Annotated in this window: 19 protein-coding genes, 1 tRNA gene and 1 pseudogene; 10 read left to right on the plus strand and 11 right to left on the minus strand. The window is 42.6% G+C overall.

Features of this window, described 5'->3' with window-relative positions; all coding sequences use genetic code 11:
* Positions 1-55: 55 nt before the first annotated feature.
* On the minus strand, positions 56-457 hold the full coding sequence (gene yciA / locus ACRRS1_RS03455) for an acyl-CoA thioester hydrolase YciA (protein ID WP_432454550.1): 402 nt from the start codon (positions 455-457) through the stop codon (positions 56-58).
* 413 nt (positions 458-870) lie between these two features.
* Here yciA and ACRRS1_RS03460 point away from each other — a divergent pair, with 413 nt between their 5' ends.
* From ACRRS1_RS03460 to ACRRS1_RS03480, 5 genes are all read left to right on the plus strand, one after another.
* A complete protein-coding gene (locus ACRRS1_RS03460) occupies positions 871-2,184 on the plus strand; it encodes a methyl-accepting chemotaxis protein (protein WP_439022893.1) in 1,314 nt (437 codons plus the stop codon).
* Between the two features lie 255 nt (positions 2,185-2,439).
* Positions 2,440-2,877: a hypothetical protein gene (locus ACRRS1_RS03465; protein ID WP_432468395.1), complete on the plus strand. Its 438-nt coding sequence runs from the start codon at positions 2,440-2,442 to the stop codon at positions 2,875-2,877.
* Positions 2,878-3,153: 276 nt separating this feature from the next.
* On the plus strand, positions 3,154-3,900 hold the full coding sequence (locus ACRRS1_RS03470; RefSeq protein ID WP_432468954.1) for a phosphatase: 747 nt from the start codon (positions 3,154-3,156) through the stop codon (positions 3,898-3,900).
* 271 nt (positions 3,901-4,171) lie between these two features.
* Positions 4,172-5,221, plus strand: a complete 1,050-nt coding sequence (locus ACRRS1_RS03475) for a hypothetical protein (RefSeq protein WP_432468393.1) — start codon at positions 4,172-4,174, stop codon at positions 5,219-5,221.
* Positions 5,221-5,589, plus strand: coding sequence for a hypothetical protein (locus ACRRS1_RS03480; protein WP_432464360.1), 369 nt, complete (start codon positions 5,221-5,223; stop codon positions 5,587-5,589). Before ACRRS1_RS03475 ends, ACRRS1_RS03480 begins: the two co-directional genes overlap by 1 nt.
* A 527-nt stretch (positions 5,590-6,116) precedes the next feature.
* Here the strand turns inward: ACRRS1_RS03480 and ACRRS1_RS03485 are convergent.
* The 5 genes and pseudogenes from ACRRS1_RS03485 to ACRRS1_RS03505 form a co-directional block, all read right to left on the minus strand.
* Positions 6,117-7,391, minus strand: a complete 1,275-nt coding sequence (locus ACRRS1_RS03485) for a substrate-binding periplasmic protein (protein WP_432468392.1) — start codon at positions 7,389-7,391, stop codon at positions 6,117-6,119.
* 794 nt (positions 7,392-8,185) lie between these two features.
* Positions 8,186-9,196, minus strand: a complete 1,011-nt coding sequence (locus tag ACRRS1_RS03490; RefSeq protein ID WP_432454539.1) for an alpha/beta hydrolase — start codon at positions 9,194-9,196, stop codon at positions 8,186-8,188.
* Between the two features lie 37 nt (positions 9,197-9,233).
* Positions 9,234-9,659 (minus strand): organic hydroperoxide resistance protein, encoded by a 426-nt coding sequence (locus ACRRS1_RS03495; RefSeq protein WP_432454538.1) that lies wholly within the window; start codon positions 9,657-9,659, stop codon positions 9,234-9,236.
* A gap of 110 nt (positions 9,660-9,769) precedes the next feature.
* Positions 9,770-10,210: a MarR family winged helix-turn-helix transcriptional regulator gene (locus ACRRS1_RS03500; RefSeq protein ID WP_432468391.1), complete on the minus strand. Its 441-nt coding sequence runs from the start codon at positions 10,208-10,210 to the stop codon at positions 9,770-9,772.
* A gap of 60 nt (positions 10,211-10,270) precedes the next feature.
* Positions 10,271-10,479 (minus strand): annotated as a pseudogene (locus tag ACRRS1_RS03505) (transposase); the annotation flags it as partial.
* A gap of 149 nt (positions 10,480-10,628) precedes the next feature.
* On the opposite strand from ACRRS1_RS03505, the gene ACRRS1_RS03510 reads away from it, so the two are divergent.
* From ACRRS1_RS03510 to ACRRS1_RS03530, 5 genes are all read left to right on the plus strand, one after another.
* Positions 10,629-10,949: a hypothetical protein gene (locus tag ACRRS1_RS03510; RefSeq protein ID WP_432468390.1), complete on the plus strand. Its 321-nt coding sequence runs from the start codon at positions 10,629-10,631 to the stop codon at positions 10,947-10,949.
* Positions 10,950-11,159: 210 nt separating this feature from the next.
* Positions 11,160-12,350, plus strand: a complete 1,191-nt coding sequence (locus ACRRS1_RS03515) for a hypothetical protein (protein ID WP_432468388.1) — start codon at positions 11,160-11,162, stop codon at positions 12,348-12,350.
* Positions 12,350-12,574 (plus strand): hypothetical protein, encoded by a 225-nt coding sequence (locus tag ACRRS1_RS03520; protein WP_432468387.1) that lies wholly within the window; start codon positions 12,350-12,352, stop codon positions 12,572-12,574. The genes ACRRS1_RS03515 and ACRRS1_RS03520 overlap by 1 nt, the downstream gene beginning before the upstream one ends.
* A 348-nt stretch (positions 12,575-12,922) precedes the next feature.
* Positions 12,923-13,966: an NACHT domain-containing protein gene (locus ACRRS1_RS03525; RefSeq protein ID WP_432468386.1), complete on the plus strand. Its 1,044-nt coding sequence runs from the start codon at positions 12,923-12,925 to the stop codon at positions 13,964-13,966.
* 293 nt (positions 13,967-14,259) lie between these two features.
* Positions 14,260-15,344, plus strand: a protein-coding gene (locus ACRRS1_RS03530) for an IS3 family transposase (RefSeq protein WP_432462919.1) whose coding sequence is annotated in 2 segments (ribosomal slippage) — positions 14,260-14,509 and positions 14,509-15,344 — 1,086 coding nt in all. Because the reading frame shifts where the segments join, the coding sequence is not laid out codon by codon here.
* Between the two features lie 241 nt (positions 15,345-15,585).
* Here ACRRS1_RS03530 and ACRRS1_RS03535 read toward each other — a convergent pair.
* From ACRRS1_RS03535 to rpsU, 5 genes are all read right to left on the minus strand, one after another.
* Positions 15,586-15,662: transfer RNA gene (locus tag ACRRS1_RS03535), tRNA-Ile, on the minus strand.
* 113 nt (positions 15,663-15,775) lie between these two features.
* A complete protein-coding gene (rpoD, locus tag ACRRS1_RS03540) occupies positions 15,776-17,602 on the minus strand; it encodes an RNA polymerase sigma factor RpoD (protein WP_432454535.1) in 1,827 nt (608 codons plus the stop codon).
* A gap of 147 nt (positions 17,603-17,749) precedes the next feature.
* A complete protein-coding gene (gene dnaG / locus ACRRS1_RS03545; RefSeq protein ID WP_432460921.1) occupies positions 17,750-19,516 on the minus strand; it encodes a DNA primase in 1,767 nt (588 codons plus the stop codon).
* An 85-nt stretch (positions 19,517-19,601) separates the two neighbouring features.
* Positions 19,602-20,045, minus strand: a complete 444-nt coding sequence (locus ACRRS1_RS03550) for a GatB/YqeY domain-containing protein (RefSeq protein WP_432454533.1) — start codon at positions 20,043-20,045, stop codon at positions 19,602-19,604.
* A 16-nt stretch (positions 20,046-20,061) separates the two neighbouring features.
* On the minus strand, positions 20,062-20,277 hold the full coding sequence (rpsU, locus tag ACRRS1_RS03555; protein ID WP_432454532.1) for a 30S ribosomal protein S21: 216 nt from the start codon (positions 20,275-20,277) through the stop codon (positions 20,062-20,064).
* Between the last annotated feature and the right edge of the window lie 72 nt (positions 20,278-20,349).

Raw genomic sequence — 20,349 nt, forward strand, 5'->3', positions numbered from 1 at the left:
CGATTTTTAGTGAGGCAAGTATTCTAAGCGCTGTTGATATTCTAATGATGTGTTATTAATCTGATTTTTTAATTGGGCGGGGCCTACCATTGCTGTCGATGGCGACATAATTGAAGGTTGCATGGCAAACTTGGAAGCGTTCACCAACATCATCTTCTTTCACTTGGCGGATCCAGACTTCAAGATCGATAGACATTGAGGTTCGGCCTATTTTACTGCACTCACCATAACAGCACACCACATCGCCCACTTTCACCGGTTTTTCAAAGGTGATACTGGAAACCGACACGGTGACTATCCGGCCATTGGAAATTTCTTTGGCTAAAATACCACCCGCTAAATCCAATTGAGACATGATCCAGCCGCCGAAAATATCGCCATTGGCATTGGTATCTGCAGGCATGGCCAAGGTTCGGAGTAATAATTGCCCTTTTGGAGCACTAACTTTCTGATTCATGTTCTAATCGCCACAATAACAAATAAGTAATTAAGCAAACTGCTGGTCTGCTGTTGAAAAATACTATTATATCAAAAATATAAGCAAACTCACGGAGTGCATAAGTAGAAGACTTAGAGGCTGCAAGCATGAACTAAATTGACTTAAATAAGGCTGTATACGGCTCTAAAAGTATATGTTTTCACAACTTACTCTGGTCTTTTCAAATTTATTCTACAATCGCCTTCATGTCATGGCTATTTTAAGTATTACTTATAATGGTTGATGTTCTTGCTGTTGCTTGTTCTATGATTGGATTAATCAAAAGTAAAAGCTCTCTGATTGGCAATCCCTTCACAGCTGTCTAGACTATCAATAGGTGGCTTAGCTTGCTTGAATGCAAAATATAAGTCTACGGATCGTCGGGGGGAAATATGTTTTTTAATAAGCGACTGTTGAAAGAAAACCGGAAGTTAACTGAAGAACTCCAGATGCTTAAACAAGCGCGTGCTGGTCTTGAAGAAGGAATGTTGAGAATATCACTGGATGAAAAGGGGCGTGTGACTTCGGTGAATAAAAGGTTTGAACAAGAACTTGGCTTGAGGCAAGGGGATCTTATTAATAAGCACATTACCGACCTGGTGCCAGATCAAGCGAAAAACACTGAACATTACAAGCGAATGAAGCAAGCAATTGAGCAAGCGGTGCATTGGGATGGCGCGCTGCAAGTGAACAAGGGCAATGCTGAAGAGGCTTGGCTGCGAGCTATTTTAGAACCGATTAAAAATAGTAGTAACAAGCTTACTCATTATAGCTTATTTGCTTCAGCCTTAACTCGAACTATTCAAATGTCGCGCGAACAAGAAGACATGCTGAATGCCTTAAATCGTTCCGCTGCGGTCATCGAATTTTCTATTGATGGTGTGATATTAAAGGCAAATGATAATTTTCTAAGCGCAATGGGATATACCAACGCACAAATAGTGGGTAAACATCATCGTATTTTTTGTAGCTCTGAAGAATCAAATTCTCTAGAGTACCAATCGTTTTGGAGAGGCTTGGCGAGTGGCCAATTTGTATCGCAGCGCTTTAAGCGGCTTGATAGCCAGGGGCAAACCGTGTGGTTAGAGGCCTCGTATAATCCAATCCACAACGATAGGGGAGAACTTTATAAGGTTGTAAAGTTCGCCACTGTGATTACTGATCAAGTGATTCAAGAACAATCAGCAGCCGAAGCGGCTCAATTAGCCAATGAAGTGTCAGAGAAAACTGGACATCAAACATCTCAAGGACAACAGGTGATTAAGGCTACCAATCAGAGGATGCAGGAGCTTGCAGAGTACATGAGTGAAGCGAACACAGGTATTGCCGCCTTAAATGATCATTCTCAAAAAATTAGTGAATTGGTGAACAGTATCAGTGGTATCGCCGATCAAACAAACTTACTGGCACTGAATGCGGCGATTGAAGCCGCGCGCGCTGGAGAGCAGGGGCGTGGGTTTGCTGTTGTTGCAGATGAAGTTCGCCAACTAGCATCGAGAACGAATACCACGACCGAAGAAATTGTGATGATGGTTTCAGAAAATCTCAAACGAACTGGCGACGCGGTTAATTTGATTTCTCAATGTGAATTGAAGGCTAGCGAAGCACTAGAGTTATCGACTGAAGCTGGACAGATGATGGAAGATATTCAAAGTGGCGCGCAACAAGTGGTAGATGTAGTGAGTCAGTTTAACCAGAGACTCTAGGGCGTGGTTTTTGAATAGGGCCATAGCGAGAATTCTCACTCATTGGCTAGGGACTTGTTTCAACAAACAACAAGCTAACATTGATTGTTTATAGAGCTCTGACAGCGTGGTAACTGACCTTATGCTGCTCTAGAAATGTCAGCGACTTTTGCTGATTTATCGAGCAAATAATGCTTTTAAATCAAACTTTATTGGCGACAAGATTAATAGTGTTTAATTTATGTTTTTGTCATTTACCCATTAAAGGGCTAAATAGTGAGTGAACAAGCGGAGATTTTTCTGAGTACGAAAAGTCGTCAGGTAAAATTGAATGACGTTGCACATGAAGCCGAGTTCAATGCCTTTTTAAGTGATAACGCGCTGCAAGCTGGCAGTATTCTTCATGCAAGTTCACCTTACATTGTTCGCTCAAGCGGGAGTAGCGCACCTAGCGATTTAATGCAGCAATGCCGCCAGCTGCAAACTATCCCTTCTTGTCACCGTCGCTCGTTAGCCAATGTAAATGCTCAGTTAGGCAGCGACATAACACTTGGTTTGGCCGAGTTATTTGACCAGAAGATTACTCCTGCAGCCAGCAAGCTGAATCAATGGCTGGATGAAGAAAAGGTTAATTTTGCGAGTGCAGGTGTAGGGTTACTAGAGAATCGAGGCGCGGCTTTAGAGAACAGCTTGAAAGTTTACGAAACAAGTTAAATGGCGGTGAGAGCCGGGCACCAAGCTAAGTTACCTAAAATACAGATGATGAAATTAGAGTCTAGTGCTCGTACAGCATGAAAGTCTCTTAATGAAGTCTTTAGCACTGAACTAACTAAAGCTACAGTAGTTATGGTCTGCTGGTGCTGCTTTGCTCTTATCTATAGCTACATGGTTGATATGGAATTAGAGCGCTTATTCACTTGTTGGCAGAACGGATCTTAGTCACAATAAACTTGCTGATTCCCCTTTCATACTTTAGAGGTCGTTATGAAAATCAAACCCGAAGTCGATCTGCATTTACATACCATCGCCAGCACCCATGCTTATAGTACCCTACACGACTATGTTCATTATGCCAAACAGAATGGCATTAAGATGTTTGCGGTAAGCGACCACGGGCCAGACATGACCGATGCCCCTCATGAGTGGCACTTTATCAATTGCGCCTTGTTTCCTCGGGTCGATCAGGGCATTGGCATTCTTCGCGGCATTGAAGCCAATATCAAATCGCCAGCGGGAGAAATTGATTGTAATGAGCGCATGCGGGCTCAATTGGACATCATTTTATGTGGCTTTCATCAGGAAGTGTTTCAACCGAAGTCCATTTATATCAACACCGAAGCCATGCTTAATACCATCAAAAATGGGCTGGTGAATGTAATCACCCACCCGGGCAACCCCAGCTTTCCTATCGATGCTGAAGCCATTGTCAAAGCGGCGGCGGAATATAACGTAGCCTTGGAAATTAATAACAGTTCGTTTATTCATTCTCGTAAGGGCAGCGAAGCCAATTGTGAACAGATCATTCAACTGGCTAAAAAACACGATGCGCCTTTAAGTATTGGTTCAGATGCGCACATCGCCTACGACATAGGCCGCTTCGATAAAGCCTTGGGGCTACTAGAGGCGAACGCCTTTCCTGCCGAGCGGATCATTAATCGCAGCATGTTGTCGCTACTGGATCATTTAGCCGATAAGGGAAAAGCGCTTCATCAAGAATTTGCCGACTTACTAAGCTAAGTGAGGATCCGCATTTGTATGAAAACACTTTGCGATGCGATATACGCCGATGAAGCCTAACGGGCACCGTTTAGGCCTGATTTATAAGCTAAACGGGGGCGTCCAATGCAAAAAACCTTGCTTAAGCGAAGTAGTTTTTACCGTGGATGCCCATACTAGCTGCTCTAAGCAAGTCATTACTAAAATAGTTCTTCTGATTGCTATTGACTTATTTGTTATTTAAATTTACCGTGTTCCTTCATTTCTGTTTTGACAGTAAAAGGAACAAACTGTGAGTGAACAAGCGGAGATTTATCTTAGTACTCGGAGCCGTCAGTTAAAGCCTGCTGATTTTGCGAGTGAAGCAGAGTTTAATACATTCTTAAATGATAATTCTTTGCAATCTGGTGGCTTTCTTCATGCAGGAACGCCTTACATTGTTCGCTCAAGCGGAAGCAGCACTCCTACCAATTCAATGCAGCAATGCAGACAACTGCAAACTATCCCTTCTTGTCACCGTCGCTCGTTAGCCAATGTAAATGCTCAACTAGGTAGCGACATAACACTTGGATTAGCCGAGCTGTTTGACCAGCAGATTGCGCCTGCGGCCAGCAAGCTGAATCAATGGGTGAATAAAGAAAAGGTTAATTTTGCGAGTGCAGGTGTAGGGTTACTAGAGAATCGAGGCGCGGCTTTAGAGAACAGCTTGAAAGTTTACGAAAGAAGTTTAATGGCGGTGAGAGCCGGGCACCAAGCTAAGTTACCTAAAATACAGATGATGAAATTAGAGTCTAGTGCTCGCACAGCATGGAAGTCTCTTAATGAAGTCTTTAGCACTGAACTAACTAAAGCTACATCGGTGGTTAAAGCGCGTAAAGGAACGGTGCTTAATAATGCTACTCGTGGAATTAATAAAGCTAAAAGTGCACGTACGGATGCGCCAATTAGAGTGACAAACGTTAAAGAGCTACAAAGCCTAAAGCGGATGTCATTGGGGCTAAAAGGAGCTGGTCATCTTCTTCTCGGTTACGATATATATAGACGAGGTAAAATCGTGCAGGCGGATTTTGAACAAGGTAAAGATTGGCAGAAAACTGCGGTAGTGCAAACAGCGGGTTTATCGATGGGATTTTTAGCAGGAGCTGCCGCTGCCAAAGCTGTGACTGCTGCAGCTATCACTATCGGCCTAACTGCTACGCCTGTAGGGTGGGTTATTGCAATTGGTATTGGTATTGGAGCGACATATTTAGCGGCACTTCAGGGTGACAAGTGGGCGCAATATGGAGTCTCAAAACTTTATGATAGGGAAGGCGTGTTTAATTATGTGCCGAGGTCGCTTTAATGATAGCTGTATCTGATTGGCTACTTTTAGCTTTTTTTATTTTTGCTATTTCGATGATGATAGCGTGGTTAGTTTTCTCAAATATGACTATGAAAAGGATAGAACGAGAATTTAATCAATTAGGTATTGAAAGGGTTGACTGGGATGGGCTTGGATTCCGCGTGCTGAGTTATGCCACGATTATTTTATTTAAAACAGAAAGAATGAATGATCAAAACTATCAATTTGTCCCAGTAAGCGCTACACGTAAATTAGCCACAAAAAGAGATTGGTACTTGGCTTTATGGCTTTGGGGATCTGCAATAGCAATGTTAGGTATATTACTAGTTTTATCCATCTTTTTCTCTGAGTTAGTGGCTGACATATAGCACTTTGTTATAGCTGATGATGTACTTATTGGGTGTTTCTTCATTTATTGGCTGTGGTGTATTTATGCTTTCAGTTATGTTGGCATGGTTGTGCTTTGCGCGAATAAGTATGCCTAGCGGGAGTTAAAGAAGACACCCATTCCAACTAACCAAATACTGATAACAGTCTAAACGGGAGTCAGTATATGGGACATAAACGAACGGCCGGTTTAAGTTGCTGCAAACGTTTGCTAAATCGCGCTTAAGCGCGAGCTTGCTTTCGAACTATGTCTGAACCATCAGCTTTGCTGAGGCGTGTATTGTTTCAAAAATCAACGAAATGAGCCATTTTTGCAAACTTACCCGTTAATTGGCATGAGAACAGCCAGAGGACTAAATGATTGCAGTGGTGTTCACTTCACTAACGTTGTTACTGTCTTTGTGTTTTTATCATGGATGTCTACTTTAACTATTCATGTTGAACGCGGCACTCGATGGATGTCTACTTTAACTCTTGGTTAAGCTATTTTGAAGTTGTCATTAATAGGTTACTCGTTAGGCGAGTAGTAAGTCATTAGCGCTTTTTCGATATCGATACCAATAGTCACCCCGCCAATCGGATTATCATTTGCTGCGGAGCTTATGGTCAGACTAACTTGTACCAGAAAGTTGCGTGTGGAGGCATCATAGTTAATATCATCGATAAACATAGCACCGTTACCCTGTAAGTAGGTTTGGCTGTATTTGGCTTCATCTCCTTGCCAATAGTCGGACGTTGGTTGGCTTTGCCCTACATTCACTCCTCGCGCGTCAAACACGATTATCTCTAAGTAAAGCCCTGCCGAGTTAGCGGCGATCTCTTCGAGGTAGTCGGATAACTCACTATTGATCATTGAGTCAACTTTAGCTTGTAACCGTGTTGGTATCTTTTGCAGGCCGCTATTTAAGTCAGCGAGGTTGGCGTCTGTTAATGAAGATGTGCGCTGATTACTTTGCTCAACAGCACGGATCACCTGCGGGTTGTTGACCCATTCACTGATTTTCTCTGTGGCAATTCGCTCCATCAGGACTCGCTCAGTATTGGACAGGGTGGGCAGTGAGCTGACGCACCTCGGCAACGCCTGATTAAACGCGTCGAGAAAGTCTGGGTGATTGGCTAAGTAGGCTTTAGAAAAGTAGAAACCCAACGGACTATATTTTTCGAATTGCGAGTTAATTTCCTTTCCTAGTGTTTGCTTTTGCACGTTCTCAAAGGTTTGCTTATCCATCAAAATGCTATTAACCCGACCTTTGATCAGTAGTTTGACCAGCTGGTCTAGGGTATTCACTCGTTGCACTTTAATCGTCGGATAGGCAGCTTGCAGCCACAGATCGACAGTGGCGCCACGCACAATGCCAACCTTATCCTTCACAAGCTCTGGAGACGTATAGAACCAGTACCATTTCTCTAAGGCAGCCGGGGAGGACAATGCAGCAAAGTCATTGGCTTGAGGGAAAGGGAGGGAAGTGAAAAAACCATCTGCTTCACCCGCTCTAACCCGGGAGTAAACCCGTTTCCAGGGCGCTGTTTGAACCGCATAGGGCCAATCGAGTGTTTCCATCAAACACGCTAAAATTTCAACCGAACTGCCTGCCAGTTGGTTGTTTTGTATTTCTTGATAGGGAGGCGATATATTGGTGTACAGGCGCAATGTAGCAGGATTGCTGTTTGCATGCAGACTACCGAAAAGCAGCCACGCCATTAGCGTGAATTTCACCATGATGTCGAGGTGCCCTCGGTTGTAAGTGATTGCGCTTAATCGGAGGCGTTTCAGTATGTTCATCGTTTTGCTTAGTCAGTGTTGATTATACTAAAGCATAGTGCATGCGAGGACTCGGCAGGGGGGAAATAGCATTCCCATGACCACGACAGAACCACAGTATGGTTACAATCTAGTCTGCGTTCATCTTGGCCGCAGATTTCTATTGTCGAGGGGCACATAGTGTTCCAAATTGTTATCTAAGGATAGATCCGTTGGGTCATCAAAATCTCCGTAGTATGCTTTGTGGGCAATGCCATTTTCAAAACCGCTATGCCTAAAAATGTCACGCATATACGTGGTTGCCTGCGTTACATTTGTTCGAAGTAGGAGAGCAAATTTAGTGAGCCAGAAGTTACAGCGCTCACCGCTAAGCTTGAGGTATTGAAGCTGAAAAGAGGTTTTCAAACATCACTTAAGCACAAAGCTAATGTTCGTGAATTAGTTGCTGAAAAAGCTGTCAGAGACAATCTGGTGAGCTTTGCCCTAAACGTGGGGCACAGTTGGTCGAGTGATTGGCAAAGCGTGATAAGAATGCTGATAACAGTCTAAACTAACAATGTTTGTGTTTTTTATCATGGATGTCCACTTTAACTCTCCCAATGAGTCTGAACGACTGTATTGGGAAAACTATAAACGGTGGCCAATTTTAGTTGACCACTAGATCAATCGACTCTCAATTTATCGGGCGACCTGAAATTGCTGATGTTGTAAGTATGAATGCACTTTCAAATTACTTGTGCTGCGAATTGAAAATTAATTATAAACGAGGTGCTTTGCTGGTTCCGCAAAGCACCTATCAATAAGATGTCTAGAACTTAGTTTGTTAAATGGTTAGCAAGAGCTTGTGCAGCTTGCGTCAATGAGTCTTGAACTTCGGGGGTAGTTGATAGCGCGTTTAACATACCAAAGTCGTGAATCATACCGTTGTAGCGAACGGAAGTGACATTAACACCAGCTTGCTGAAGCTTGATGCCATAAGCTTCACCTTCATCTCGTAGTACATCTTTTTCTGCGGTCTGAATCAATGTATCCGGCAAACCGGAAAGTTGCTCAAGAGATGCACGTAAAGGTGATGCGTAAATCTCATTTCGCTCAACCGGACTCGTTGTGTAGTTATCCCAAAACCACTTCATCATTCCACGCGTTAAGAAATGACCATTGCTGAATTGATCATAGGAAGAAGTTTGAAACGAGGCGTTCGTGACTGGCCATAGTAACAATTGGAATCGGAGTTTAGGCGTTCCGGCTTCTTTGGCTTTCAGAGCAACAACTGCCGCCATATTCCCGCCAACACTGTTGCCCGCTACAGCCAAACGACTACCATCAATGTTGATTTGATCACCATGTTCCGCCACCCACTTCGTTGCCTCGTAAGCTTGGTTGATTGCTACTGGGTACTTCGCTTCAGGCGACGGTGTGTAATCAACATATACTGCAGCTGTACCAGAGCGAACCACTAGATCTCGAATCAGTCTCTCGTGTGTAGGAAAGTCACCGAGCACCCATCCACCTCCATGGAAAAACATGAAAGCAGGAAGTTTGCCTTCCGCTTCTAAGGGTCTGACCACTTTAATAGCTATTTTTTGACCATCAACGTTAATGGTATAACTTTTAACTGACGCAGGTGCCAAAGCCGCTCCTTTTTGCGCACCGGTCAATACTGCTCTGGCTTCTGTTGGTGTCATCGTTTCAATTGGCTGGCCTCCTTCCAAAGCTTGTAAGAAGCTTTGAGTATGAGGTTCAACTCCGTATGAACCTGAATGAGCAAAAGCCCCGAAACTACTCGCACACAATGCCATTACCAAAATAGATTTTGTCAATTTCATTTTCCTTTTAGTCTAAATGCCTTTTCAACAATGAATTCTAATTTGCAACAATTAGTTCAACTTGGATGTTTCCACGAGTCGCATTTGAATATGGGCATACTTGATGCGCTTTTTCGACCAGTGCCAATGCGGTTTCATACTCTAATCCAGGTAGAGAAATATGAAGTTCTACAGCAATTGCAAAACCGATACCTTGTGGATTTTCGCCTATACCGACTTTCGCAGTCACGGTAGGCTCATTCAGTAATCGGATCTTGTCTTGCATCGCAACAAACTTCATCGCGCCGATAAAGCAAGCCGAATAGCCGGCGGCGAAGAGTTGTTCTGGATTGGTACCGTCGCCTCCAAGTCCACCAAGTTCTTGGGGCGTACTAAGTTTTACGAGCAGTTTGCCATCTTCCGATTTGGATTGTCCGTCACGACCACCAGTCGAAGTTGCTTGTGTGGTATAAATTGACTTCATTTAAATTGCCCTCAATTGATTATTGCGATAACTATTTGCGTTAAAGAGAACCCACATATGGGTGCTCCGTTGGGACTAACGTTATCGCAATAACTATTATCGCACAACTATTATTTTATTTGATTTGATATATTTTTTCTAAGAAGGATAATTTTATCTTTTAAATCAATGAGTTCTTCCGATTCCAGACCACAAGCATCAGCAATACATGTGTTGATATTTCGAGCATCTTTCTCTAAAGAACGTCCCTTTAACGTTAATCGGACACTTAACGATCGTTCATCATGAGGCAATCTAACTCGCTGTACTAGGCCATCCGTTTCCATTCGCTTTATCACTGGTGTTAAAGCTCCTGACTTTTGGCCTAACTTTGAACCAATATCTTTAAGGCCAATACCGTCTTCTTCCCACAATGTAAGCAAAATCAGATAATGAGTATATGTCAGCCCCAAAGGTTCCAGCATTGGTTTGTAAAGTTGTGTCATTGCGAGTGAAGCGGAGTAAAGTGCGAAACACACTTGATTGTCCAGCGATAGCTGATTATCAGGCATATTGTTCTTCTTAATCTAAAGTCGTTGTGAGGGTATTCTCTCCTCAAGCCTTCGCAGTTTCAATACAGTCTTGGATGAATAACCATTACGACTATTCTTATCGGGCTTTTCAGCGTGTTTCTGATAACCGAGGTGGTCATCAAGCTCAGCATTTAACGCTGTCTCAACAGTCACCTTGGTTAACATTTTACGAAAGTCATCTAGATCTGAGGGGTCTTGATTGACTTAGCGGCTTCACGAGCAAATGCTTCGAGAGCTTTCTTATCCATGTTGCTTATCCTTAGCCTGTTCAGGCCTAATTATAAGCAATTTCACAATTTAATTTACAGGCTCGTGGGGCACAGTTGGTCGAGTGATTGGCAAAGCGTGATAAGAATGCTGATAACAGTCTAAACTATCAATATTTGTGTTTTTTATCATGGATGTCCATTTTACCGTTGATGCCACTTTCAAAACCGCTATGCCTAAAAATGTCACGCATATACGTGGTTGCCTGCGTTACATTTGTTCGAAGCAGGAGAGCAAATTTAGTGATCCAGAAGTTACAGCGCTTACCGCTAAGCTTGAGGAATTGAAGCTTAAAAGAGGTTTTCAAACATCACTTAAGCACAAAGCTAATGTTCGTGAATTAGTTGCTGAAAAAGCTGTCAGAGACAATCTGGTGAGCTTTGCCCTAAACGTGGGGCACAGTTGGTCGAGTGATTGGCAAAGCGTGATAAGAATGCTGATAACAGTCTAAACTAACAATGTTTGTGTTTTTTATCATGGATGTCCACTTTAACTCTTTGGAAAAATTCGTTTATGAGAGCTAATCAAACATGGTTTAGCTGACTAATAAGACAATTAAATGTAGAATACAGATTAAGAGCGCTTTGTTGGGACTAAGCGCATAATTTCTCATTTAAATGCAATATTGCTACTATAATTGTACCCGTGAAAGGAATTGGTTTTGTTTGATGTTTTTGCTTTCGTGCTCATAGGAGCTGTTACAGGCATTGGTTCGTCGATAATGTTGCTCCGTTTTGATGCCCGTTGGGTAAAAGCTTTCTCGCTAAGCGGAGGGGCAGGCATCTTAATAGCCGAGTTTGTCGCATTTTCCGAATTATTTGGTGTCAATGATGAAGATAATTCTAGTTTTTTTGTGTATTTTCTCACCTCTTGGTTGGTAGTGTTTATTGTTACTATGGCTATAGCATTGAGATCGTTTAAAAAACAAGAAACAAAATACAAGATTCAAACTTGGGAGATTTTACTTGGTGATAAAAAGGCCATAGACCAATATTATACTAGTAAGAAGGAAGAAATATCTAAAAGTTTGGAGGAGCAATATAATGTTGCTGCTATCAAAGAAGCGAAAGAAGAATTAGATGCTCAAGAGCTTCGCTTAAATATAGAGCAGACAAAACTGGATGTAGAAAAAAAACACTTAGAATCAATTCAGGATGACGTGGATGAAATCTTAAAGAAGAAACATAAAATTGAAATTCCTCATAATTTTATGTTTCCAATAAAATCGGATTTTTTTCACTTGTTACCTCGTTATATCAAGTCTATCTCTGAGTTTGAACATCACTTGAGCTGTTTTACTAAGTCTTTTATTCAAGATTTGAATGATGATTCCTATAATGATGGATCATATAGTAATAACAAAATACTCAAAACATACTTGAGTGGTGTCTGTTATTACATAGGTCAATATTTGTTTGACTGGCGTGATGTGAGAGTTCATTTTAGAATACTTAACGATAATAATAATACTTACGATAAATTTATTGCTGTCCACCGGTCAGGTGAAGATTACAATGAAACGCTAACTGAAATCCCTGCTAACAAAGGATTAATTGCTTTAGCGTCGGAGTCTAAAAGAAGTGTTGTTTATAGTGCCAATAGAAAATCAGCATTTGACACCGGTAGTCATCATATATGGACAGATTATATTACTATGATTTTTGAAAAACTCCATAAAGATGGTAAACCTGTCCTGTCTCTAGGAGTCTCTGTTAAGCACCAATTGGATCATAAGGATATGCTTTATTTTTTGAGCTATATTCAGATTGAACAGGTCATTCAAGATAACTTACTGAGGCTAAATAATGAAGGAGTCTCTATTTGTAATGCTGTACTTTCGGAGGTTGCGTAATGTCGTCTGTATCTTCAAAAATTGAATTGCTATATATGATTAATGATTTAAGAGAAAGTGGAAATATAGATAGTGCAAATAAGTTACAACATATTTTTTTAGAATCATTAGCTGATGATAAAAAAACTGGGCTGTACAGTAAGGAAGTTTTGCTTGACAGAAAAGATAAAAAAACGGTAACTGTTGCTAAAAGCACGTTGCGAAAATCCCCTGTTCATGGATGATTTTAGTCGGCTTGTCGTGAGAAGAGTTACTTCTTAATTTTGACTCTACTCAGAAGAGTACTTAGGGTTCTAGTTTTTTGTGCTTTTAATGGCTCAGCGTTCTATTAGTAAGAATGCCACATAACCTAATTCACATTTTATAGGTATAGCATTTTAACATTGAATGCACCTTTATTTATATCCAGAGAAAGAGAGAGCCGCTTTCTTTGCTTTGGTCCAAATATTGATACACCCTCAGCCACAATACTTTAATTATTTCATGGCCTTGATTGGCATGGTAATCAGTCTCAGCTTGGTCCCTGTGTTTTTATTGAACTGGCCCAAGAGCGAGAAGCTTTTAAAAAATATGTGACTAAGGAAAAGGGAAAAGTATCTCCAGATAGTCTGGTTAAAGCTGTTTTGTATGCTAGGAAAATAACCCCAACAGCAAAACATGTCGAAGAAGCGAGGGAAAAGCTTGAAAAAGTACCGTTAGTATTAGACGGGCTAGACGAGGTCATTACACATGTCCCTGATATTATTGATGGAATAAAGTCATTCAAATTAGCAAATCCTTGTAGTCAAGTTATTGTATCGAGTAGAGATAACTATGATTATGTAAAGGATATGGGGTTTACATCTATTTGCTTGATGCCTTTTACTGAAACGCAGTTATTTGAATTTGTAACAAACGTATGTACATCAAAAAACGTGGCAAATAAAGTAGTGAATCTAATAAAGAGTAATGATTTATTTGAAGTTCTCAGTAATCCATTACTTGCCACAATTGCTTGCGCATTAGCTGAGCATGGGGTCAGAGTTCCAAGTAAAGAATCAAAGCTTTATGAAAAACGATTTTTGTTGCTCACTGGAGAGTATGACCATTATAAAAATATTATTAGACAGAAGAATCTAAAAGAGAACTTACAAGGAGTCGCTATATTATTAGCTTGGAAAATGCATGAAAAGGGCCTAAGGCAAGTGGAGTTTGATGAAGCATTATCTTGGTTGTTAAAAGATCGGTCTATTGGCCTTGAACCACATGCGGTTCAAAGTTGTTTGTCTGAGTTGATTTGTCCATGCAATATACTAATCCAGATAAATAGTGGGAATATTTTAACGTTCGGCCACTTCAGGTTCCAAGAAAGCCTAGTAGCTATGAGGTTAAGTAGAACTCAAGCTAATGATTTTGAAACTCTTCTTGAATTGCCATTCTGGAAAGGGGCTTTTGGTTTGTACGCTGATTCTAACGATATACACCCGATATTTCACTATCTTTCAGGAGTTGACCGCTATAACTGTGATTACGAAAATACACTTAAAGAAATGATTAGCCGAGCAGATATTGGGCGGGTGGAAAAAGAAGGGTTATTAGACCTACTAGATATGTGGGCAAAAGAACCAATACTATAATTTCAACACTAAATTAACAAACTGCAATATTTATTATGTCTATAGGTGTGTTTTTTCCCTGTGTGAAACAATTTAGTGTAAATATGCCCATGCTCAGAGTTTGAATGTCTAGGCTAGTATTTAACAGCAATAATTAAGTTAACGATATTCTTAAACTTAGTTGATTCATTAAGAGAGGCTTTGAATTAGTTGCTGAAAGACATCTGGTGACTGAGCTAGTTGGGTAATCCCCCCGAAAATTAATCCCATGCAAAAGTAGAATTTTCTCGTATAGTAAATACAGGAGATTCAACATGAAAAAGTCACGTTACACGGACAGTCAGATCTTATCTATTCTCAAGCAGGCTGAGGCTGGTACACCTGTTCCTGAGCTCTGTCGTGAGCATGGAATGAGCAACGCAACCTTTTACAAGTGGCGTTCGAAATACGGTGGTATGGACGCATCCCTTATGGCGCGGATGAAAGAACTCGAAGATGAAAATCGACGGCTTAAAAAGATGTATGCGGAAGAACGCCTTAAAGCAGAGGTGATCTCAGAGGCGATGGCAAAAAAGTGGTGAAGCCCTGTGAGCGTCGATTGATGGCTCAGCGTTCGGTGGCGAACTATCACATCAGCATTAAAAGTGCATGCTATTGGTTTGGGATCAGCGAGACCTGCTATCGCTATAAATCGAAGCTTCAACCTGAGAATGAGTTGATAGCTCAAGAGTTAGTAACGCTGTGCAACAGTGAAGACTGCTCTGACTGGGGCTTTGGCCTGTGTTTTCACCATTTGCGGAACGTTAAAGGGTATACATGGAACCATAAGCGGGTTTATCGGATCTACTGCGAATTGGCTCTAAACTTACGTATTAGGCCAAAACGACGCCTGAATCGCCATACGCCAGAGCCTCTTAAAGAGCCGATTAAAACAAACCAAGTTTGGTCCGTGGACTTTATGCATGATCAGCTATCTGATGGCCGGAAGTACCGTTTATTCAATGTGATAGATGATTACAAACGTGAAGGTCTGGCGTCAGAACCTGATTTTTCAATGCCCACAGTACGAGTCACTCGGATCTTAGAGCAGCTCATCGAACAACGAACCAAACCTGTTGCGATCCGCTGCGACAATGGTCCTGAGTTCATTAGCCATGCGTTTATTAAATGGGCCAACAACCACGACATTCGAATCGATTATATTCAGCCAGGGAACCCACAACAAAACGCGTATATAGAAAGGTTCAACCGTACTATGAGGTTTGGCTTAGTGAGTAAGTATTTGTTTGACACACTTGAAGAGGTTCAAGATCGGGCGACCCAATGGTTATGGTTCTACAATCATCAACGACCACACCTTGCAAATGGAGGGTTCCCACCACTAAAAACGGCAGCATGAATTCTACGAATAAATGCGGTTAATAATGGGAGGATTACCGTTGAACGCTTGGTAAAATGTGGCGAGACTGCAGGGACCACGTTTATTGGCTGTTCAGCCTCCCCCCATTGTAAATTCACTCGATAATCTGAAGAAATATAGGAGATGACAGTTTTCTTTCGGAAATCTGCTGCCTATCCGCTACTCAGATAGTAAAAATAGAAAAGGCGTAGTGGTTACTAACCTTCTACGCCTTTGTATGTGGTGGCCCTTCACAGACTTGAACTGTGGACCTAACGATTATGAGTCGTGTGCTCTAACCAACTGAGCTAAAGGGCCGAATTTGTGGTGCTAAGCGCTTGGCTTTAGCAACGAGGCTGGATTATAAAAAATAGTCTCAGCCTTGTCTATGCGTTTGAATCTAAGCGCCTATTTATTCGCCGTTTAGCGGTCTATTCGTCTAAGAAACTGCGAAGTTGCTCAGAACGAGAAGGGTGACGAAGCTTACGTAAAGCTTTCGCTTCAATCTGACGAATACGTTCACGTGTAACGTCAAACTGTTTGCCCACTTCTTCAAGCGTATGGTCGGTGTTCATGCCAATACCAAAGCGCATCCGCAGTACTTTTGCTTCACGCGGGGTGAGGCCTGCCAGTACTTCTTGAGTGGCAAACTTGAGGTTTTCACCGGTCGCTGCATCAACAGGCATCGACAGGGTGGTGTCCTCAATAAAGTCACCTAAGTGCGAATCTTCATCATCACCAATCGGGGTTTCCATGGAGATCGGTTCTTTGGCAATTTTAAGCACCTTACGGATCTTATCTTCAGGCATTAACATCCGTTCTGCCAATTCTTCTGGCGTGGGTTCGCGGCCCATTTCCTGAAGCATTTGACGGCTAATACGGTTGAGTTTGTTAATGGTTTCGATCATATGAACCGGGATACGAATCGTACGCGCCTGGTCGGCAATAGAACGAGTAATTGCCTGACGGATCCACCAGGTGGCGTAAGTCGAGAATTTGTAACCCCGACGGTATTCAAATTTGTCCACCGCTTTCATCAAGCCGATGTTACCTTCTTGAATCAAGTCGAGGAATTGCAAACCACGGTTGGTGTATTTCTTCGCAATAGAGATTACCAAACGTAAGTTGGCTTCAACCATTTCTTTCTTGGCGCGGCGAGCTTTCGCTTCACCAATGCTCATACGACGGTTAATGTCTTTGATGTTGTTAATGGATAGGCCGGTTTCTTGTTCAACTGATTTTAGCTTGAAGATACAACGGCGAACTTCTTCGTCGACTTCCATTAACGCTGGGGCATAGTCTTTGGCAGAGGTTTTATGCTCGTTAAACCATACGTCACTGGTTTCATCTTTTGAGAAGGCTTTAACGAAGGCTTGCTTCGGCATTTTACCTTGTTCTACACAAAGTTTAAGAACCAGACGTTCTTGGGTGCGAACACGCTCCATCATCCGGCGCATACTGGCAACCAGTTTGTCGAACAATTTTGGCACTAAACGGAAAGTGTGGAAGATTTCGCTAAGTTCAAAAATCTCGGCTTTCGCTTGTTTAGAAGTCCGGCCATGTTTGGCAATCATTGCGTGAGTTTTGTCATATTGAGCACGCAAGGTTTCGAAACGTTCTTTGACGAGTTCAGGATCTAGGCCTGTGTCTTCTTCTTCTTCGTCTTCGTCGTCTTCATCTTCGTCTTCAAGATCTTTTTCTTCAAGCTCTGAGCCAATGTGAGTCGCGGTGGGCGCGGCTTCGGCGACTTCGTTTTCGTCGATGAAGCTATTGACGATGTCACTGACTTTAAGCTCTTCTGCCTGATACTTATCGTACATATCGAGCAAGATAGAGATGGTTTCTGGGTATTCAGAAACGCTACGCTGAACTTCGTTAATGCCTTCTTCGATACGTTTCGCAATATCGATTTCGCCTTCACGAGTTAGCAATTCAACAGTACCCATTTCACGCATATACATACGTACAGGGTCAGTCGTTCGGCCTAATTCTGATTCTACCGTGGCGAGCGCTTGAGCCGCAGCTTCTGCTGCGTCTTCGTCGGTCGTGTTTTCCGCCAACAATAAGTCATCGGCATCAGGTGCGTTTTCATGTACCTGAATACCCATGTCGTTGATCATTTGAATGATATCTTCAACTTGATCGGAATCTACGATATCAGCAGGTAAATGGTCATTTACTTCTGCATAAGTTAGGTAGCCTTGCTCTTTACCTTTTGCGAGAAGGAGTTTGAGTTGAGACTGTGGGGTTTGTTCCATAGATGTCATCCGAAGTAGATTAAGCTAGCAAAACCATAAACGTAAGCGCTGCAAGCGCAAACGAAGAATTATATCAAGTATGGGTGAAAATTTCTATATTAAAGGCATTTATATAGTATCTTTTTGTTTATTACTTAAACAGCCGAGTTAAGGCTTTAATTCAACAACTAATTGTAGCATTTCTCGCTTCTCCTCTACGCTAAGTGTGCCGTTCAGCGATTTGATATTGAGTTGGTCGTAACGTTGTAGCAACAGTTGTTCGATGAAGCTGGCGATTATATCTTGTAGCTCATCGGGGTAACCTGATTCGTCAATTTCCAAGTTATAGCTGGCCAAAGCGTTAAGGTGTTTTTGCTCTGGTAAATCTCGCCAGCGTTCTAAGAGCTGCGCGGTGGTAATATCTGGTTTTTGATGGATCTCGGTAATCAGCCGCTGTAGCAAGGCCATTCCTTTAATATTGACCTGGCTCAGTTGTGGGCTTGGCGGTAAGTCATTGGCAATAGTTGGCCGCTGCAAGAGCATTGCTATGGCTTTACGCATTGGTGTTAAGCTAAGTGCTTTTTGTGCATTGGGTCGGCTGCGTTCCGCTTGTTTTAACTGTGCTAGTTCTTTTTCTAGCTGGCTACGTAGCATTCGGTTTTGGGTGGCCAGCTCGGTGAGTAAAGTTTCTTTGTAAAAACTGGCGTTCACCTGAGAGATTAACTGATAAGCTTTCGACGCGAGGTGGCTTTTTCCGGCATCAGTGCTGATGTCGATGTCTTGGCCGAGGCGTTCAAATAAGAAACGCGACAGCGGCATCGCATCGTTCATCCGTTGTTCAAAGCCATCTTTACCTTCTTGGCGAACCAGCGTGTCGGGATCTTCACCATCGGGTAAGAACATAAACTTAAGTTCTACATTGTCGCGTAGGTGGGGTAAGGCGTTTTCTAAGGCTCGCCATGCAGCATCTCGTCCGGCCCGGTCACCATCATAACAACAAATAATTTTTTCGCTGGCTCTGAACAGCATCTGTAAATGCTCTGGGGTGGTAGAGGTTCCCAGTGACGCGACCGCATAATCGACCCCAAATTGGGCGAGCGATACCACGTCCATATAGCCTTCCACTACTAAAATTTGTGGCACTTGTTTGTAGGCCTGCCGAACTTCATACAGACCATATAATTCGCGACCTTTATGAAAAATGCTGGTTTCTGGTGAGTTAAGGTATTTGGGGGTCCCATCTCCCAAAACTCGACCACCAAAGCCAATATAACGGCCGCGTTTATCACGAATTGGAAACATGATCCGATCACGAAAACGGTCATAGCGACGACCTTTTTCATTCTCGATAGAAAGACCCGCATCCACCAATTGCTGACTGGCTTGTGCCGAGCCGCCGAGGGTTTTACCTAATGCATCCCATTCATCTGATGCGTAGCCAACGGCGAAACGTTGCACCACTTCACCACTTAAGCCGCGGCCTTTTAAGTAGTCGATGACTTGTTGTTTATTTGGATGCACTCGTAATTGTTGTTGGAAGAAGCGACAGGCTTGCGCGGTTAGTTCGTATAAATCTTTACTTTGCTGGCGTTGCTGTTGGCTTTTGGCTGGGTCAAATTTACTATCGTTGCTGTTTTCTCGCTGAACTTCTACGCCCATTTGGCTGGCGAGATCTTCCACTGCGTCAACAAACTCAAGTTTGTCGTATTCCATCAGGAAACTAATGGCGTTGCCATGGGCGCCACAACCAAAGCAGTGATAAAACTGTTTGTCTTGGCTGACCGTAAAAGAGGGTGATTTTTCGTTATGAAAGGGGCAGCAAGCGGAATAGTTTTTACCGGCTTTTTTTAAACGCACACGCTGATCGATTAGGCTAACAATATCGGTGCGAGCCAATAAGTCATCAATAAACTGTTGCGCTATTCTTCCAGCCATTTAGCCTCGTCTTCGGTTTTTAGAAAACAAACAAGCCGTGAACTCATGGAGTACACGGCTTGCTCGAGTAATTTAAGAGATGGGCTTAGGCGAGTTTACTGCGGACGGCGGCACTAATCGCGCCCATGTCTGCCTTACCTTGCACCTGAGGTTTTAAGATCCCCATCACTTTACCCATATCTTGCATTCCAGCCGCGCCCGACTTAGCGATTGCATCATCAATCAATGAGGCAATTTCTTCTGGACTAAGCGCTTGAGGAAGGAACGTTTCCAAGATAGCAATCTCAGCGAGTTCTTTGTCGGCCAAATCTTGACGAGCAGCGGCTGAAAACTGTTCAGCTGCATCTTTACGCTGTTTTACCTGTTTCACGAGGATGCTCAATACTTGATCGTCCTCTAGGGTAATGCGTTCGTCAATTTCTACCTGTTTAACTGCCGCAAGCAACATGCGAAGTGTGCCAAGACGTAATTTGTCTTTGGCTCGCATGGCTGCTTTTTGTTCTTCTTGTAGCGTCGCTTTTAATGACATAGGTTATTAACTGCGCTTAGTACAAGCGAACGCGACGTGCGTTTTCACGTGCTAATTTCTTAGCGTGACGTTTAACAGCAGACGCTTTAGCACGTTTGCGAGTTGTAGTTGGTTTTTCATAAAACTCGCGACGGCGAACTTCAGAAAGAATACCTGCTTTCTCGCAAGAGCGCTTGAAACGACGTAGAGCTACGTCAAATGGTTCGTTTTCACGTACTTTAACGATTGGCATATGCCTATCACCTTCCGGTTTATTAACGGCCGAACAAATATCAGCCTGAGTGTTTAAAAATGGTGCGGAATT

The organism is Agarivorans sp. Z349TD_8, assembly GCF_050870825.2.
In the GTDB taxonomy this organism is placed as follows: domain Bacteria; phylum Pseudomonadota; class Gammaproteobacteria; order Enterobacterales; family Celerinatantimonadaceae; genus Agarivorans.

Excerpts from the sequence above, each read along its gene's own strand:
- yciA (WP_432454550.1), bottom strand. The coding sequence starts at position 457 with ATGAATCAGAAAGTTAGTGCTCCAAAAGGGCAATTATTACTCCGAACC.
- ACRRS1_RS03460 (WP_439022893.1), top strand. The coding sequence starts at position 871 with ATGTTTTTTAATAAGCGACTGTTGAAAGAAAACCGGAAGTTAACTGAA.
- ACRRS1_RS03480 (WP_432464360.1), top strand. The coding sequence starts at position 5,221 with ATGATAGCTGTATCTGATTGGCTACTTTTAGCTTTTTTTATTTTTGCT.
- ACRRS1_RS03485 (WP_432468392.1), bottom strand. The coding sequence starts at position 7,391 with ATGAACATACTGAAACGCCTCCGATTAAGCGCAATCACTTACAACCGA.
- ACRRS1_RS03490 (WP_432454539.1), bottom strand. The coding sequence starts at position 9,196 with ATGAAATTGACAAAATCTATTTTGGTAATGGCATTGTGTGCGAGTAGT.
- ACRRS1_RS03495 (WP_432454538.1), bottom strand. The coding sequence starts at position 9,659 with ATGAAGTCAATTTATACCACACAAGCAACTTCGACTGGTGGTCGTGAC.
- ACRRS1_RS03500 (WP_432468391.1), bottom strand. The coding sequence starts at position 10,210 with ATGCCTGATAATCAGCTATCGCTGGACAATCAAGTGTGTTTCGCACTT.
- ACRRS1_RS03510 (WP_432468390.1), top strand. The coding sequence starts at position 10,629 with ATGGATGTCCATTTTACCGTTGATGCCACTTTCAAAACCGCTATGCCT.
- ACRRS1_RS03520 (WP_432468387.1), top strand. The coding sequence starts at position 12,350 with ATGTCGTCTGTATCTTCAAAAATTGAATTGCTATATATGATTAATGAT.
- rpoD (WP_432454535.1), bottom strand. The coding sequence starts at position 17,602 with ATGGAACAAACCCCACAGTCTCAACTCAAACTCCTTCTCGCAAAAGGT.
- dnaG (WP_432460921.1), bottom strand. The coding sequence starts at position 19,516 with ATGGCTGGAAGAATAGCGCAACAGTTTATTGATGACTTATTGGCTCGC.
- ACRRS1_RS03550 (WP_432454533.1), bottom strand. The coding sequence starts at position 20,045 with ATGTCATTAAAAGCGACGCTACAAGAAGAACAAAAAGCAGCCATGCGA.
- rpsU (WP_432454532.1), bottom strand. The coding sequence starts at position 20,277 with ATGCCAATCGTTAAAGTACGTGAAAACGAACCATTTGACGTAGCTCTA.